Below are 14,926 nucleotides of genomic sequence, written 5' to 3'. Positions count from 1 at the left end.
AGCCACGCGGATGCCGATCTGCGCAACCCCCGGACAACAGCAACGGCCCGGATCGACGAGGCTGTTCTCGTCGATCCGGGCCGATCCAACTGGGGTGAACGACGGGACTTGAACCCGCGACCACCGGCATCACAAGCCGGTGCTCTACCAACTGAGCTACGCCCACCACGCGCGCCAGGCGTGCGCCCGACACGGCAGCGACGAGTCTAGCGCAGAAGCGCCGCCATCCCCAACGGGCCCTCAGGCCTGACCGGTGAGGGACCCGGCGACCTCCGCAGCGACGGCCTTGACGGTCTCGGTGTCGGGGCCGGGGGGCGCCTGAAACACGGCGCGACGGTAGTAGCGCAGCTCCTCGATGCTTTCCTGGATGTCGACGAGGGCACGGTGGTGACCCGCCTTGGCCGGTGCGGCGTAGTAGGCCCGCGGGAACCACTGCCGTGCGAGCTCCTTGATGGAGGACACATCGATGACCCGGTAGTGCAACCAGCCCTCGAGGTCGGTCATGTCGCGGGCGAGGAAGGCCCGGTCGGTACCGATCGTGTTGCCGGCCATGGGTGCCTTGCGCGGCTCGGTGACGTGTTCACGCACGTAGGCCAGCACCTGTTCCTCCGCCTCGGCCAGGCTCAGACCGGCGTCGAGCTCGGTGATGAGGTCCGAGGACGTGTGCATGTCGCGGACGAAGTCGTTCATCTGCTCCAGCGCCGCCTGTGGAGGCTTGATCACCAGATCGACTCCGTCGCCGAGCACGTTGAGCTCGTAGTCGGTGACCAGGGCTGCGACCTCGACGAGAGCGTCGTGCTCCATGGACAGTCCGGTCATCTCACAGTCGATCCACACCAGCTTGTCATTCACCCACCAGACCCTAGTACGCCTGCACAGCAGGCGCCCACGACCGGGGCGTGGGGCGATCGGCCCGTGGGGCTCGGCCGGTAGGCTTGCCCTGCACCCGCCGGGGAACCAACGCAGCATCCCAGCCGTTGATTCTGGTGGTGCCCCCAACGAACCCAGGAGATTCCCCCGTGGCCAACGACCGCCAGCAGCGAGCCGCCCGCGCCGAGCAGATGCGCAAGGAACGCGACAAGGCCGACAAGAAGCAGCGCAACTTGATCACCGTCGGCATCGTCGGTGTCGTCGCCGTGCTCGTCGTGCTCGCCGGGTTCGCGATCACCTCCATCTCCGGGGACAACGCCAAGGACACGGCACTGAACACCCCGGCCAACGTCACCGATGACTACGGCATCGTCTACGACGCCGAGGCCGCGGGCGGCGAGCCGGCGACCGACCCGGTGTCGGTCGAGCTCTACGAGGACTTCCAGTGCCCCGGATGCCAGTCGTTCGAGGCGACCAGCGGCGAGTTCCTTCAGCAGCAGGTCGAGTCCGGCGCCATCGAGATCACCTATCGCCCGTTCTCGTTCCTCGACGACCTTGGTGGCAGTCCCAACGAGTACTCGGCGCGTTCCACCAACCTGGCGATGTGCGCCCTGGACGCCGGTGGCGTCGAGGACTACGTCACGGTGCACAACTACCTGTACGAGAACCAGCCCACCGAAGGTGAGGCCGGACCGGAGAACGCAGAACTCATCGAGGCCGCCGAGGGTCTCGGCATCACCGGGATCGACGAATGCGTCCGCACGGAGCGCTTCAGCCGCTGGATCGACGACGCCAAGAACGCCGGTACGGCCGAGGGCGTCACCGGGACGCCCACGGTGCTCGTGGGTGGCGAGACGGTTGAGAACCCCACGCCCGCGTCGCTGCAGACCGCGATCGACGCGGCCCAGGCCTAGCGGCTACAGGACTCGGCCGGCGGCGACGCCGGCCGAGGCCAGCGCCACGCAGCCGACCACCATCACCAGCGCTGTGAGCAGGCCGTCGGCGCTGCGTCCCTCGAGCACGCGCCGGGCCACCTCGACCGACGCCGAGCTGAACGTCGTGTACCCGCCCAGCAGTCCCGTGCCCAGCACGGTCAGCGTGTCGTTGCCGGCGCCGGCGCCCACCAGCAGTCCGAGCAGCAACGAGCCGGTGAGATTGACGGTCAGCGTGGCGTGCGGCAACCGTGCCTCGGCCGGTGGTGAGAGTCTCAGGTCGACCCCGTAGCGCAGAACTGCGCCGACGCCGCCGGCCAGCGCCATCGCCAGCGTGATCATGCGGCACCCTGCGGACCTGGCCGGGCGCGACCGAGGGCGAGGCCGGCCAGGGCGGCGAAGAAGCCGAGTGTGACGGTGACGGTGGGGTAGAGCGCGGCCAGCGCGACGTGATCGTCGCGCAGCAGGCGGTCGGTCTCGACGGCGAACGCACTGTAGGTCGTGAATCCGCCCAGCACGCCGGTTCCCAGGAGCAGTCGGCGTGGATCGTCGGGTCTGACCCGGGCCACGACCAGACCGAGCAGGAACGACCCGATGACGTTGACCGCGAAGGTCGGCCAGGGCCACGTCCCGGGATCGGACCACCACACGGTCACGCCGTGGCGTCCGAGGGTGCCGAGGGTGCCACCCGCCAGGACGAGCAGGCCTGCGCGGGGGAGGCTCAGGGGTCGGGCGGGCATGCGCACCATTGTGTCCGACGCGAGAGGTGCGCCCGGCAGGACTCGAACCTGCGACCTAGAGATTAGAAGGCTCTTGCTCTATCCATCTGAGCTACGGGCGCCCGTGCTCCACCGTATCGCCCAGAGGAGTCGGGCCAGATGAGTCGGGCCAGAGGAGTCGGGCCAGATGTGTCGAGCCAGAGGTGTCGGTGCGGTCGCCTACGCTGGCTGCGTGAGCGACGCACCCCCCACCACGGCACCTTCGACGACTCGTGACGCGTCCACCCGACTCACCGGGTCCGAGTCGTTGCCGACCTACACCGAGCCGTACCGGCAGCGTGGGCGCCTGTTGCTGGTCATCGCCGTGGGAGTGGTGGCCGCGATCGGCGTGGCGGGTGCCGCGTTCTTCGCGCTGTCGGCCGACGACGCGACCGGGGCCAGCCTGTCGATCACCTACGCCCTCATCCCGCTCCCGTTGCTGTGGTTGTCCTACTGGTGGCTCGACCGCTACGAGCCGGAGCCCCGGCGCTACAAGATCGCTGCCTTCGTGTGGGGCGGTGTCGTCGCGGTCGCGATCGCGCTGGCCCTCGAGATCTGGGTGGCACGGCAGTTCGACCTGAGTGATGAGGTCCTCGCCTCGGTCATCGCTCCGGTGGTCGAAGAACCAGCCAAGTGCCTGTTCCTCGTGGTGGTGTTCTGGCGCGCCCGACGTGTCATCGACGGCATGCTCGATGGGCTGATCCTTGCCGGGCTCGTCGGCATCGGGTTCGCCTTCGTCGAGAACATCGGGTACTACGCGGCCAGCTACCTGGGGTCGCCGGAGATTCCGCTGGCGGGAACTCAGGGCGCCACCACCACGTTCGTCGTTCGCGGGTTGTTCAGCCCGCTGGCCCATCCCTTGTTCACCTCGGCCTTCGGCCTGGCGGTGGGGCTGGCCGTCACGCGGCGATCACGCTGGGCCAAGGCCGTCCTCTGGATCGTGGGACTGGCCGGGAGCATCGCGCTCCACGCTCTGTGGAATGGGTCGCTCAGCTACGGCGGCGGACTCGGATTCTTTCTCGTCTACCTGGTTCTCGCCGCTCTGCTGGCCGCCCTGGCCACGGTCGCCATCGTCGTTCGTAGTCGGCAGGTCCGCATTCTCGAGCAGTCGTTGTCCTACGTCGCCGAACGTGGCTGGATCCACCCGGCAGAGATCCCGTACCTCTCGCGGTTCGCCTACCGCAACACGGCGCGCACGTACGCTCGGCGCGAGCACGGCAAGCTTGCTGGCCGAGCGGTCAAGCGATACCAGCAGCTCGCATCGGAGATGGCGTTCCTGCATCACCGCGTCATGTCCGGACACGCGGTGCCGCATGGTGTCGATCGCACCTTCGCGCTGCTCGACGCGATGCATGACATCCGTCCGTTCGTGCGGCTTCCACCGGCCCTCACGGCCCTGAGGCGCCCCTGAAAATCCTCTGAGGACGAAAGTCATTGTCTCCATGGTGGCGGCGAGCGGGTGAGCGGCGTCCGGGTCGTCTAACCTGAGAGCCGTGACCATCAGCGAATCCGAGGGCGAGCCGCAGAGCGCTGCTGTGTCGAAGACGCACGTATCCGCCGAGCTGCTGGGCGCCATGGGTGATCTGCTGGCCGCCGTGAATGCGTTGGTCCTGGACTACGACACCCCCACCACGATCGGCGCGGCCAAGACCCGTGCAGAGGTGGCCGATCAGCTGTCCGACTACATTCTTCCGCGGCTGGTGCAGCTGGACGCCCCGCTTCTTGCCGTCGTCGGGGGCTCGACCGGTGCCGGGAAGTCGACGCTCGTCAACTCGTTGGTCGGTGCCTCAGTGACCGAAGCTGGCATCCTGCGGCCCACCACGCGGGCACCGGTGCTGGTGCACCACCCCGATGACGCCGAGTGGTTTGCTCGCGACCGACTCCTGCCGGACCTCGCGCGCGACGACGAGGGATCGGTCTACGGACTGCGCCTCGTGGCGTCAGACCAGGTCCCGCGCGGGCTCGCGGTCCTCGATGCGCCTGATGTCGACTCGATCGACCAGGGCAACCGCGATCTCGCCGGTCAGCTGCTGGCAGCAGCCGACCTGTGGCTCTTCGTCACCTCCGCCGCCCGCTACGCCGACCAGGTGCCGTGGGACTACCTGCGTCGCGCGGGTGAACGCGCCACGTCGGTGGCCGTGGTGCTCGATCGCACCCCGGACGAGGCGATCGTGGAGGTGCGCGGACACCTCGCTCGCATGATGACGTCGCGTGGGCTGTCGGACTCACCGTTGTTCACCGTCAACGAGGCAGAACTCGACGATGACGGTCGCCTGCCCGTGGACCTCGTCGCTCCGATCAGGGACTGGCTGCACGCCCTCGCCGCTAACACTGATGCCCGACGCCTCGTGATCGGCCGCACGTTGGACGGCGCAGTCCGGCACATCATCTTGCGCACCCATGACGTGGCCGACGCGATGGACGACCAGCTCGAGGTCGCCACGGTGCTTCACGACGCCGTCGATGCTGCCTACGCCGAGCGGCTCGCTCAGGTCGTCGGCCAGCTCGCGGACGGTTCGCTGATGACCGGCGAGGTCCAGGCCCGCTGGACCGAGTTCGTCGGTGCCGGTGAGCTCGTCAAGTCGGTCGAGAAGTCCAGGGGAGGATTGCGCGAGCGTCTCGCTTCCAGCCTGTCGGGCAAGACGTCTCGTGGAGCAGAGGTCGTCGAAGCCGTCGAAGCGGCGCTCACGGCCCTGCTGGTCGACCGTGCCGACGCCGCGGCCGAGCAGGTCACCACCCGGTGGTCAGAGCTGCCGTCGGGTCGCACCCGACTCGGCACGTCGACCGGTGTCGATCGTGCCTCGGCCCATCTGCGTGCCAAGGCCGGACAGGTGGTCGCGCAGTGGCGGGCGACCGTGACGGAGCAGGCCCGCGCCGCCGTTCCGGCGGGTCGCCCAGCACGTATCGAGGACGGTGCCACCGCGGCGCTGCTGACCGAGGTGCTCGTGCTCGAGTCCGGCGACGTCGAAGGCAGGTCCGCAGTGGGCCGCGGGGTCCTGAATGCCGTGTTCGGCGTCGAAGGGGTCACGCGCCAGGTGCGCACGGCTCACGACGACCTGGTGGCACGTGTCAACTCGCTGTTCACCACCGAGCAGCGACGGTTCGATGCCCTGTACCGCACTCCCGACGACGTCGTCAACGCCCGAAGTTCGCTGCGAGATGCGGCCCGCAAGGCTGAGAACGCCCGCCACATGGACTTCATCAACGGACAGATCACCGCATGACCGACCTTGCAGATGCCACCACGCCGGACGCCTCCCGTTCGCCGTCCACCTCCGACGACCTCGGCCGCAGGATCGATGCGCTGGCCGAGATCGTCACGGCTTCGCGCGGCCGTCTTCCCGACGAGGTGCTGCAGCCCGCCACCGAGCTGACCGAGCGGGTGGCCGACCGCCTCAGGCTCTCCGGAGAGCACACGATCGTGGCGCTGGCCGGTGCCACGGGATCGGGCAAGTCCTCGTTGTTCAACGCATTGACCGACATGGAGCTGGCGGGCACGGGCGTGCGCCGCCCCACGACGTCGTGGGCTCTGGCCTGCTCCTGGGGTCCCGAGGGCGCCGAGCAGCTCCTGGAGTGGATGGGCATCCCGGTGCGTCACCAGGTGTCCCGCATGCACATGCTCGACGCGGGTGGGGCCGAGACCAACCTGCGAGGGCTGATCCTGCTGGACCTGCCCGACCACGACTCGACCGAGGTCGCCCACCACCTCGAGATGGACCGCCTGGTGCGTCACTCCGACATGCTGGTGTGGGTCCTCGACCCGCAGAAGTATGCCGATGCGGCCATCCACGAGCGGTACATCCGGCCGATGGCCGGCTTCAGCGACGTCACGCTCGTCGTGCTGAACCAGATCGACAAGATCCCCTACGAGCAGCGTGACCAGGCGATGGCCGATGTTCGTCGTCTCATCGTCGAGGATGGTCTGACCGATGTCGAGGTGATGGCCGTGTCAGCCACGCGTGGCGACGGCATCACCGAGCTCAAGCGCGAGCTCACGGCCCGGATCGACGACAAGTCGGCGGCCCGTGCACGACTCGTCACCGACGTGCAGGCCGCGGCTGAGGTCGTGGCTGATCTGGGAGGCACCGCGAAGACGCCCACCCTCGCACCTGAGACGCGTGAGCAGCTCGTCGACGAGCTCGCGGAGTCCGCCGGAGTTCCCCAGCTCGTCGAGGCGATCGCGACCTCGGCACGCCGACGGGCTGGCCGGTTCACCGACTGGCCGCCGATCCGCTGGGTCGGACGGCTGCGCCGCGGCAATGACGACGAGCTGGGTCTCGGCGAGGACTACACGTCCGCTGCTGTGGCCCGCGCCGTGGTGCCCGAGGTCGGACCGGTGCAGCGATCGGCCACCGAGCTGGTGGTGCGACGGGCCGTCGACACCGTCGGCGATCCGTTGGCCCGGCCGTGGCGCAGTGCGGTGCGCTCCGCTGCGGGCACCGATGGCAGCGTCGCCGATTCCCTCGATGCCGCCATCCGGGACACCGACATCACCGCCTCGGGAACGCCGGTGTGGTGGCGTGCGGTGCTGGTGGTGCAGTGGCTGCTTCTGCTGTTCGCCGCTGCGGGACTGCTGCTGCTGGGCGTGCAGATGATCGATCGTCAGGTCGATCTGGCCTTCTCGGTCCCCGATCCCGGCGACATCGCGGGCCTTCCGTTCGCTGCAACCTTGGGCTTCGGGGCGCTGGTGGCTGGGATGGTGCTGGGCCTGGTGTCGCGCTTCGTCACCCGCCTGAGCGCTCGGCGGCACGCCCGGCGAGTCGAGGAGGCGCTGCAGGCCTCGATCAGTCGTGTGGCCGATGAGCAGGTGCTGGCCCCGGTGCAGGCCGAGCTCGCCCGGTACGCCGCCTACCACGCTGGAGTGCACACCGCGCTTGCCCCGTCAGAGGTGTGACAGGGCTGCTCGATGAGTTTCGGGGGCACTGGCCTGAGCGAACCAGCCGGTCCTCGTTAGGCTGGCGAGCATGGCTGAATACGTTCTCTCGTTGCGCAACGTCCGCAAGGCCCACGGCGACAAGGTGGTCCTCGACAACATCACCCTGTCCTTCCTGCATGGCGCCAAGATCGGCGTCGTGGGGCCCAACGGCATGGGCAAGTCATCACTGCTGAAGCTGATGGCCGGGCTCGACCAGCCCAACAACGGCGATCTCGTCCGCGACCCTGATGCGACCGTGGGCATGCTCCAGCAGGAGCCCCCGCTGACCGAGGGCAAGACGGTGCTGGAGAACGTCGAGGAGGCTGTCGCCGAGATCAAGGCCAAGATGCAGCGCCTCGAGGACGCCTACATGGAGATGGGTGACCCCGATGCCGACCAGGACGCCCTGATGACCGAGACCGGTGACCTGCAGACCTACCTCGACAGCGTCTCGGCCTGGGAGATCGACTCGCGCCTCGACCAGGCGATGGACGCCTTGCGGTGTCCGCCGGCCGACGAGATGGTCGACCACCTCTCCGGTGGCGAGCGCCGCCGCGTCGCTCTGTGCAAGCTGCTGCTTCAGCAGCCCGACCTCCTGCTGCTCGACGAGCCCACCAACCACCTCGACGCCGAGAGCGTGCAGTGGCTCGAGGGGCACCTGAAGAACTACCCCGGAGCCGTGCTCGCCGTGACGCACGACCGGTACTTCCTGGACAACGTCGCCGAGTGGATCGCTGAGGTCGACCGCGGCCAGATCCACGGCTACGAGGGCAACTACTCCACGTACCTGGAGACCAAGAAGGACCGCCTCAAGATCGAGGGTCAAAAGGACGCCAAGCGCTCCAAGATGCTCGAGCGCGAGCTGGAGTGGGTGCGGTCGAACGCCAAGGGTCGTCAGACCAAGTCCAAGTCGCGCCTGGCGCGCTACGAGGAGATGGCGGCCGAGGCCGAGAAGGCCCGCAAGATCGACACCTCGGAGATCAACATCCCCGCCGGACCTCGCCTCGGCGACGTCGTGCTCGACGCCAAGGGGCTCACCAAGGGCTTCGAGGGGCGCCTGCTGTGGGACGAGATCAGCTTCACCCTGCCGCGGGCCGGCATCGTGGGCGTCGTCGGTCCCAACGGCGTGGGCAAGACGACGCTGTTCCGCATGATCATGGGCACCGAGACGCCCGACTCCGGCTCGCTCGAGGTCGGCAAGACGGTCAAGATCAGCTACGCGGACCAGAACCGCGGCGAGATCGCCGGGGACAAGAACGTGTGGGAGGTCGTGTCGGAGGGACTCGACTTCATCAAGGTCGCGAACTTCGAGATGAATAGCCGCGCCTACGTGGCCTCGTTCGGCTTCAAGGGCGCGGACCAGCAGAAGAAGGCCGGTGTGCTCTCCGGTGGCGAGCGCAACCGCCTCAACCTGGCGCTGACGCTGAAGCAGGGCGGCAACATGTTGCTGCTCGATGAGCCGACCAACGACCTGGACGTCGAGACCCTGTCGTCGCTGGAGGACGCGTTGCTGGACTTCCCCGGTTGCGCCGTGGTCACGTCGCACGACCGGTGGTTCCTCGACCGCATCGCGACGCACATCCTGGCCTGGGAGGGCACCGACGAGAACCCGGCGGGATGGTTCTGGTTCGAGGGCAACTTCGCGTCCTACGAGGAGAACAAGATCGAGCGCCTCGGCGCCGACGCCGCCCGCCCGCACCGCGTCACCCACCGTCGCCTCACCCGCGACTGACCCAAATTTTGTGACGTAGTTCGGCATTCCACTGCGGGGGCTTGACGAAGTTCGTCACAAAACGTGGGGACGTCAGGTGACCTAGGCTGGCAATCTTGGCTGGTCGAGCGTGGCCAGGACGCGAGCGAAGACCCGGCCGATCACGGCCAGCTCGTCGTCGGAGGCGTTCTGGATCATCAGCCGGTGCACGCCACGCACATGGGTGTGGGCCGCGGCGGCGAGTGCAGCATGGCCCTCATCGGTCAGGACCGCCGACACGCCGCGGCCGTCCTCCGAGCACTGCCCGCGATGCACGAGGCCGCCCCGCTGCAGCCGGGAGATGGTGTGCGTGATGCGGCTGCGCGAGTGCGACAGTGACCCGGCGAGCTCTGCCATCCGGATGGAGCGGTCGGGCGCCTCGGAGAGCCGCACCAAGATCTCGTACTCATGGATCGACAGCCCGTGCGCGGCGCGGAGCTCGCGGTCCAGCTGATCGGTCAGCGCCGTGGTGCCCACCATGTAGTCGCGCCACGAGACCTGTTGGTCGGCGCTCAGCCACGGGGTGTCGGTCGTCGAATCCATGCGCAGTCCTCAAGGAGTGAAAGTGGTGGTTGAACTTTCAACAATGCTACCGTATAGTCTTGATCTCGGGCTGATTGAACAGTCAACCATATTCTTCAGGAGTTTCCATGACCACTGCACCCGCCGTCACCACCGGCACCTGGACCATCGATCCGACGCACGCCGAGATCGGTTTCACCGTCCGCCACCTGATGAGCAAGGTCCGCGGCAAGTTCGAGACCTTCGAGTCCACGCTGACCACCACCGACGTCCTCGGCGCCTCGAACGTCTCGGTCACCGTCGACCTCAGCTCGGTCAACACCGGCACGGCCGATCGCGACGCGCACCTGAAGTCCGCTGACATCTTCGACGCCGACACCCACCCGTCGATGACGTTCACCAGCACCGGCATCGAGGTCAAGGACGCCGACACCATCGTCGTCACCGGCGATCTGACGATCAGGGGCGTCACCAAGTCGGTCGAGCTCGCCGCCGAGCTGCTCGGCGAGGGCGGCGACCCGTGGGGCGGAACCCGGGTGGGCGTCGAGGCCACCGGTCAGATCAGCCGCAAGGAGTTCGGCATCGACTTCAACGTGCCCATGGAGGGTGACAAGGTCATGATCGGCGACAAGATCACCCTGTCGATCACCGCCGAGTACGTGCTGCAGCAGGCCTGACCCAACAGGGTCAGTGCGACGCTGCGCGGGTCATGCGCACCGCGAGGCTGGCGTGCAGATCGGCGAGACCCTCGCCGGTCCACGAGCCGCCAGGCTCGAACCAGCGCACCAGGTCGATGCCCAAGGACAGCAGAGCGAATGCCGTGCCGGGCACGTCATCGACATCCAGGACGCCCTGGTCGACACCGTCGACCAGGGCGTTCTGCATGGCCTGCTCGATGCGTCGGCGATAGGCCGCCACCTCGGCGCGGTGCTCAGCGGTCAGGGCGTGGTACTCGTACTGCACGATCCGGCCCACCCGGCTGTGCTCGGCGTGCCAGAGGCTGAAGTCGTGCACCATGTGATGCACCCGCTCGACGGGTGAGGTGGTCGTCGCGGCCGCCTCGGAGATGATCCGGAGCGCGTGCGCGTGCCCGTCCAGGCTGACCCGGAACAGCAGGCTCTCCTTGGAGTCGTGGTGCACGTAGACCGCCGCCGGGCTCATTCCGGCGCGCGAGGCGATGTCGCGGGTCGTGGTGGCCGCGAATCCCTTCTCGGCGAATGCCTCGACAGCGGCTGCGAGCAAGCGCTCACGGGCAGTCAGATCCGGCGTGGTCATGTTGACAGCATGGCGGAGCGACTGCATGCTAAGCAAGCGCTTAGTTTCCGCGCCCGGAGACGGGCGCACGCCCCCGACCCGAGAGCGAGCCATGCGCCGTTCGATCTACGACGACGACCACGACGCGTTCCGCGCCACCTGCGCCGCGTTCCTGGACAGGACCGTCGCCCCGCATCTCGAGACGTACATCGAGGACAAGGGCCTCCCGCGCGAGTTCTGGCTCGAAGCCGGCAAGCAGGGGCTGCTGGGCCTGGAGATCCCCGAGGAGCTCGGCGGCTCCGGCGCCGAGGACTTTCGCTTCAACGCGGTGTGGGCCGAAGAGCTGAGCAAGATCAGTGCGGCCCTCGGGTCGTGCACCAGCATCCACTGCGACATCGTCGCGCCGTACCTGGTCGACCTGGGCACCGAGGAGCAGAAGCGACGCTGGTTGCCCGGATTCGCCAGTGGGGAGATCCTCTCGGCCATCGCCATGACCGAGCCCGGCGGCGGCTCTGACCTCGCCGCGCTCAAGACCACCGCGGTCCGCGATGGTGACGACTGGGTCATCAACGGCTCCAAGACCTTCATCACCAACGGATTCTCGGCCGATCTCATCGTCACCGCGGTGCGTACCTCGCCGGACAAGGGCGCCAAGGGCATCACGCTGTTCGGCATCGAGGCCACCGACGAGGGGTTCAGTCGGGGCCGCAAGCTCGACAAGGTCGGGCAGAGCGAGTCCGACACGGCCGAGCTGTTCTTCGACAACGTCCGCGTCGGGCCCGACCGGATCATCGGCGAGGTCGACCGGGGCTTCATCTACATGATGGAGCGCCTGCCGCAAGAACGCCTGAGCTGCGCGGTCAGCAACATCGCACACGTCAAGCAGATCCTGGCCGAGACGATCACCTACGCCCACGACCGCAAGGCCTTCGGCCAGTCGATCGGTGCGCTGCAGCACAACAAGTTCCTGCTGGCCGAGATGGTGACCTCCGTCGAGGTCGCCGAGGCCTTCGTCGACGCCGGTGTGCAGGCGCACGGAGCGGGCGAGTTCACCGCGACGGACGCGGCCAAGGCCAAGTGGTGGAGCTCGCAGGTGCAGAACGACGTGCTCGACCACTGCGTCCAGATCCACGGCGGCTACGGCTTCATGAACGAGTACCGCGTCGCTCGTGCCTGGCGCGACGCACGCGTCAGCAAGATCTGGGCCGGCTCGAACGAGATCATGAAGGAGCTCATCGGCCGCGATCTCGGCTTCTAGACCACCTGCACCTCACTATTGTTCACCCACCATGTCACCGACATCGAAAGCTGGTCATCATGCCTGAAGCAGTCATCGTCTCGACAGCACGCTCCCCGATCGGCCGCGCCGTCAAGGGATCTCTGAAGGACATGCGCCCCGACGACCTCACCGTGCAGATGCTGCAGGCGGCGCTGGCCAAGGTGCCGTCGCTGGACCCTCGCGACATCGTCGACCTGCACCTGGGCAACGGTCAGCCGGCGGGCGAGGCCGGTCACAACCTGGCGCGTGCCGTCGCCGTCCTGTCCGGTTTCGACCACCTGCCCGGCGTGACGGTCAACCGGTACTGCTCCTCGTCCTTGCAGACCACCCGCATGGCCTTCCACGCGATCAAGGCCGGCGAGGGCGACGTCTACCTGTCGGCCGGCGTCGAGACCGTCAGCCGTTTCGCCAACGGCTATGCCGACCTGCCCGGTTCGGAGAACCCGCTGTTCGGCGACGCCATCGCCCGCACCGCCAAGCGCGCCGAAGGTGGTTCTGAAGCCTGGCGAGACCCCCGAGCCGACGGACTGTTGCCTGACCTGTACATCGGGATGGGGCAGACCGCCGAGAACGTCGCGCAGCACCTCGGCATGAGCCGCCAGGAGCAGGACGAGTTCGGCGTCCGCAGCCAGAACCTGGCCGAGGCGGGCATCGCCAACGGGTTCTGGGCCAAGGACATCACCCCGGTCACGCTGCCCGACGGCACGGTCGTCAGCACCGACGACGGGCCTCGCGCCGGCGTCACGATGGAGTCGGTCAGCAAGCTCAAGCCGGTCTTTCGTCCCGACGGCACCGTCACGGCCGGCAACGCGTGCCCGCTCAACGACGGCGCTGCCGCCGTCGTGATCATGAGCGACACGAAGGCCAAGGAGCTGGGTCTCACGCCGCTGGCGCGGATCGTGTCGACCGCGGTCACGGGAGTCTCGCCGGAGATCATGGGCCTCGGCCCGGTCGAGGCGATCCCGGCCGCTCTCAAGCACGCCGGCATGGGTCTGGACGACATCGACCTGTTCGAGATCAACGAGGCCTTCGCCGTGCAGTCGTGGGGCTCGGCCAAGGTCCTGGGCATCCCCATGGACAAGCTCAACGTCAACGGCGGCGCCATCGCGGTCGGGCACCCGTTCGGCATGACCGGCGCGCGCATCACCAGCACGCTGATCAACTCGCTGCAGCACCACGACAAGCAGTTCGGTGTCGAGTCGATGTGTGTCGGCGGCGGCATGGGCATGGCGATGGTGCTGGAGCGTCTGTCATGAGCGGCATGCACCAAGGGCGCGTCGCGATCGTGACCGGTGCGAGCCGTGGCATCGGGTACGCCGTGGCCGAGCGCCTCATCGCCGAGGGTGCGCGGGTGTGCATCACGGCACGCAAGCCCGACGCCCTCGCGGAGGCGGCCGAGGCGCTCGGTGGTCCCGAGCACGCGATCTGGGTGGCCGGCTCTGCCGACGACCTGGCCCACCAGGACGAGGTGATCGCCACGACGATCGATGCCTTCGGTGGCCTGGACTACCTGGTCAACAACACCGGCATCAACCCGGTCTACGGGCGCATGATCGACGTCGACCTCTCGGCTGCGGCCAAGATCTTCGAGGTCAACGTGGTCGCAGCGATCGCGTGGGCGCAGAAGGCCTACCGTGCGTCGTTGAAGGACAACGGCGGCGCCATCGTGAATATCGCGTCGGTCGCGGGCAAGAAGCCCGCGCCGGGCATCGGCACGTATGGCGCGTCGAAGGCGGCGCTGTCGCACGTCACCACCGAGCTCGCGGTCGAGCTGGGTCCGAACATCCGGGTCAACGCCGTCAGCCCGGCAGTGGTCAAGACGAAGTTCGCCGAGGCCCTGTACGAGGGACGTGAGGAGGAGGTCGCCGCGCCGTACCCGCTCAAGCGGCTCGGCGTCCCCAGCGACATCGGTTCGGTGGTGTCGTTCCTGCTCAGCGACGACGCCGGTTGGATCACCGGTCAGGACCTCACGATCGACGGTGGCGTGCTGCTCACCGGCGGCGTCTGACCCGAGACAGCATTGACGGGTGACGCGGACCCTTTGAGTGTCAGGCTGACATCGGCCGGGTGGCCGTGCAGATTCGGGGGAGTCGTGGCGGGTTGGCGTGCAGTCATCGTCGGTCTGGTTGCGGTGATGCTCGGTGGCTGTGGACCGACCTATCCGCAGGACCTTCTGGGAGCGGTCGGGCTCGAGCGGACTGAGGATGGTTCGGTGACGATCTTGTTCGTGGTGTGTCAGGGAGCGGTCGACGAGGCGACGCTCGACCGCATCGATACCGAGGACAACGACGAGAGCACGCGAGCGCCGCAGATCGGGCAGTGGAATCGAGCGGAGGATCCCTTGGGGCTGGGGGTTCACGTGCTCGATCCTCGCGAGCCCGGGGCGGGGTGGACGGCCGGTCGGCTCGCCGACGACTTCACGATGAAGGGATCATTCGTCTACAACGTCCGTGCGACGGGTCAGTTCGAGGACGAGGGATTGCGGAGTGCCTCCAGTGTCTATGCGACCCGAGCCGAGATCGACGCACTGGAACCGGGTGAGGTTCTGGTCAACAAGGCCGAGGTCTGGACCCGCGCCGAGTTCGACACTGCCTGCGTCGAACCGACTGACGCGGAATCCGCTGGAGACGTGTGACCAAGAAAACA

Annotated in this window: 15 protein-coding genes and 2 tRNA genes; 10 read left to right on the top strand and 7 right to left on the bottom strand. The window is 67.8% G+C overall.

Annotation, left to right across the window (positions count from 1 at the left end):
* Nucleotides 1-90: 90 nt before the first annotated feature.
* Together ACHAA3_RS04455 and orn are read right to left on the bottom strand one after the other, a co-directional pair.
* A tRNA-His gene (locus tag ACHAA3_RS04455) sits at nt 91-166 on the bottom strand.
* A 74-nt stretch (nt 167-240) separates the two neighbouring features.
* The gene (gene orn / locus ACHAA3_RS04450; protein ID WP_435707740.1) at nt 241-852 is read right to left on the bottom strand and encodes an oligoribonuclease; all 612 of its coding nucleotides are present in this window, start codon (nt 850-852) and stop codon (nt 241-243) included.
* Nucleotides 853-1,019: 167 nt separating this feature from the next.
* Here orn and ACHAA3_RS04445 point away from each other — a divergent pair, with 167 nt between their 5' ends.
* Complete coding sequence (locus ACHAA3_RS04445; RefSeq protein WP_435707739.1) at nt 1,020-1,784, top strand: DsbA family protein; 765 nt, start codon at nt 1,020-1,022, stop codon at nt 1,782-1,784.
* 3 nt (nt 1,785-1,787) lie between these two features.
* On the opposite strand, the gene ACHAA3_RS04440 is transcribed toward ACHAA3_RS04445, so the two are convergent.
* From ACHAA3_RS04440 to ACHAA3_RS04430, 3 genes are all read right to left on the bottom strand, one after another.
* Nucleotides 1,788-2,144 (bottom strand): fluoride efflux transporter FluC, encoded by a 357-nt coding sequence (locus ACHAA3_RS04440; protein ID WP_435707738.1) that lies wholly within the window; start codon nt 2,142-2,144, stop codon nt 1,788-1,790.
* Nucleotides 2,141-2,542, bottom strand: a complete 402-nt coding sequence (locus ACHAA3_RS04435) for a fluoride efflux transporter FluC (RefSeq protein ID WP_435707737.1) — start codon at nt 2,540-2,542, stop codon at nt 2,141-2,143. The genes ACHAA3_RS04440 and ACHAA3_RS04435 overlap by 4 nt, the downstream gene beginning before the upstream one ends.
* A gap of 27 nt (nt 2,543-2,569) precedes the next feature.
* A tRNA-Arg gene (locus ACHAA3_RS04430) sits at nt 2,570-2,643 on the bottom strand.
* Nucleotides 2,644-2,753: 110 nt separating this feature from the next.
* On the opposite strand from ACHAA3_RS04430, the gene ACHAA3_RS04425 reads away from it, so the two are divergent.
* From ACHAA3_RS04425 to ettA, 4 genes are all read left to right on the top strand, one after another.
* Nucleotides 2,754-3,971, top strand: a complete 1,218-nt coding sequence (locus ACHAA3_RS04425) for a PrsW family intramembrane metalloprotease (protein WP_435707736.1) — start codon at nt 2,754-2,756, stop codon at nt 3,969-3,971.
* 82 nt (nt 3,972-4,053) lie between these two features.
* Nucleotides 4,054-5,784 (top strand): ABC transporter, encoded by a 1,731-nt coding sequence (locus tag ACHAA3_RS04420; RefSeq protein ID WP_435707735.1) that lies wholly within the window; start codon nt 4,054-4,056, stop codon nt 5,782-5,784.
* A complete protein-coding gene (locus tag ACHAA3_RS04415; protein WP_435707734.1) occupies nt 5,781-7,454 on the top strand; it encodes a GTPase family protein in 1,674 nt (557 codons plus the stop codon). Before ACHAA3_RS04420 ends, ACHAA3_RS04415 begins: the two co-directional genes overlap by 4 nt.
* A 70-nt stretch (nt 7,455-7,524) precedes the next feature.
* Complete coding sequence (gene ettA, locus ACHAA3_RS04410; RefSeq protein ID WP_435707733.1) at nt 7,525-9,207, top strand: energy-dependent translational throttle protein EttA; 1,683 nt, start codon at nt 7,525-7,527, stop codon at nt 9,205-9,207.
* An 81-nt stretch (nt 9,208-9,288) separates the two neighbouring features.
* On the opposite strand, the gene ACHAA3_RS04405 is transcribed toward ettA, so the two are convergent.
* Nucleotides 9,289-9,768 carry a MarR family winged helix-turn-helix transcriptional regulator gene (locus tag ACHAA3_RS04405; RefSeq protein WP_435707732.1) on the bottom strand — a complete coding sequence of 160 codons (480 nt, stop codon included), beginning with the start codon at nt 9,766-9,768 and terminating at the stop codon, nt 9,289-9,291.
* A gap of 107 nt (nt 9,769-9,875) precedes the next feature.
* Between ACHAA3_RS04405 and ACHAA3_RS04400 the strand changes: the two genes are divergently transcribed.
* Entirely contained in the window at nt 9,876-10,424 is a 549-nt protein-coding gene (locus ACHAA3_RS04400; RefSeq protein ID WP_435707731.1) for a YceI family protein, read from the top strand.
* A gap of 10 nt (nt 10,425-10,434) precedes the next feature.
* On the opposite strand, the gene ACHAA3_RS04395 is transcribed toward ACHAA3_RS04400, so the two are convergent.
* Nucleotides 10,435-11,022, bottom strand: coding sequence for a TetR/AcrR family transcriptional regulator (locus ACHAA3_RS04395; protein WP_435707730.1), 588 nt, complete (start codon nt 11,020-11,022; stop codon nt 10,435-10,437).
* Nucleotides 11,023-11,113: 91 nt separating this feature from the next.
* Here ACHAA3_RS04395 and ACHAA3_RS04390 point away from each other — a divergent pair, with 91 nt between their 5' ends.
* The 4 genes from ACHAA3_RS04390 to ACHAA3_RS04375 all read left to right on the top strand — a co-directional run bounded on the left by ACHAA3_RS04390 (nt 11,114) and on the right by ACHAA3_RS04375 (nt 14,915).
* Entirely contained in the window at nt 11,114-12,259 is a 1,146-nt protein-coding gene (locus tag ACHAA3_RS04390) for an acyl-CoA dehydrogenase family protein (protein WP_435707729.1), read from the top strand.
* Nucleotides 12,260-12,318: 59 nt separating this feature from the next.
* A complete protein-coding gene (locus ACHAA3_RS04385) occupies nt 12,319-13,536 on the top strand; it encodes an acetyl-CoA C-acetyltransferase (protein ID WP_435707728.1) in 1,218 nt (405 codons plus the stop codon).
* Nucleotides 13,533-14,288: an SDR family oxidoreductase gene (locus ACHAA3_RS04380; RefSeq protein WP_435707727.1), complete on the top strand. Its 756-nt coding sequence runs from the start codon at nt 13,533-13,535 to the stop codon at nt 14,286-14,288. Before ACHAA3_RS04385 ends, ACHAA3_RS04380 begins: the two co-directional genes overlap by 4 nt.
* Before the next feature lie 204 nt (nt 14,289-14,492).
* On the top strand, nt 14,493-14,915 hold the full coding sequence (locus tag ACHAA3_RS04375; RefSeq protein ID WP_435707726.1) for a hypothetical protein: 423 nt from the start codon (nt 14,493-14,495) through the stop codon (nt 14,913-14,915).
* Nucleotides 14,916-14,926: the final 11 nt, after the last annotated feature.

Source organism: Aeromicrobium sp. CF3.5 (genome assembly GCF_051262695.1).
Classification (GTDB): domain Bacteria; phylum Actinomycetota; class Actinomycetes; order Propionibacteriales; family Nocardioidaceae; genus Aeromicrobium.
Note: the sequence above shows the minus strand (reverse complement) of the source record. Positions and strands in the feature narration are given on the sequence as shown.

Excerpts from the sequence above, each read along its gene's own strand:
- ACHAA3_RS04380 (WP_435707727.1), top strand. The coding sequence starts at position 13,533 with ATGAGCGGCATGCACCAAGGGCGCGTCGCGATCGTGACCGGTGCGAGC.
- ACHAA3_RS04435 (WP_435707737.1), bottom strand. The coding sequence starts at position 2,542 with ATGCCCGCCCGACCCCTGAGCCTCCCCCGCGCAGGCCTGCTCGTCCTG.
- ACHAA3_RS04390 (WP_435707729.1), top strand. The coding sequence starts at position 11,114 with ATGCGCCGTTCGATCTACGACGACGACCACGACGCGTTCCGCGCCACC.
- ACHAA3_RS04400 (WP_435707731.1), top strand. The coding sequence starts at position 9,876 with ATGACCACTGCACCCGCCGTCACCACCGGCACCTGGACCATCGATCCG.
- ettA (WP_435707733.1), top strand. The coding sequence starts at position 7,525 with ATGGCTGAATACGTTCTCTCGTTGCGCAACGTCCGCAAGGCCCACGGC.
- ACHAA3_RS04440 (WP_435707738.1), bottom strand. The coding sequence starts at position 2,144 with ATGATCACGCTGGCGATGGCGCTGGCCGGCGGCGTCGGCGCAGTTCTG.
- ACHAA3_RS04415 (WP_435707734.1), top strand. The coding sequence starts at position 5,781 with ATGACCGACCTTGCAGATGCCACCACGCCGGACGCCTCCCGTTCGCCG.
- ACHAA3_RS04385 (WP_435707728.1), top strand. The coding sequence starts at position 12,319 with ATGCCTGAAGCAGTCATCGTCTCGACAGCACGCTCCCCGATCGGCCGC.
- ACHAA3_RS04395 (WP_435707730.1), bottom strand. The coding sequence starts at position 11,022 with ATGACCACGCCGGATCTGACTGCCCGTGAGCGCTTGCTCGCAGCCGCT.
- ACHAA3_RS04405 (WP_435707732.1), bottom strand. The coding sequence starts at position 9,768 with ATGGATTCGACGACCGACACCCCGTGGCTGAGCGCCGACCAACAGGTC.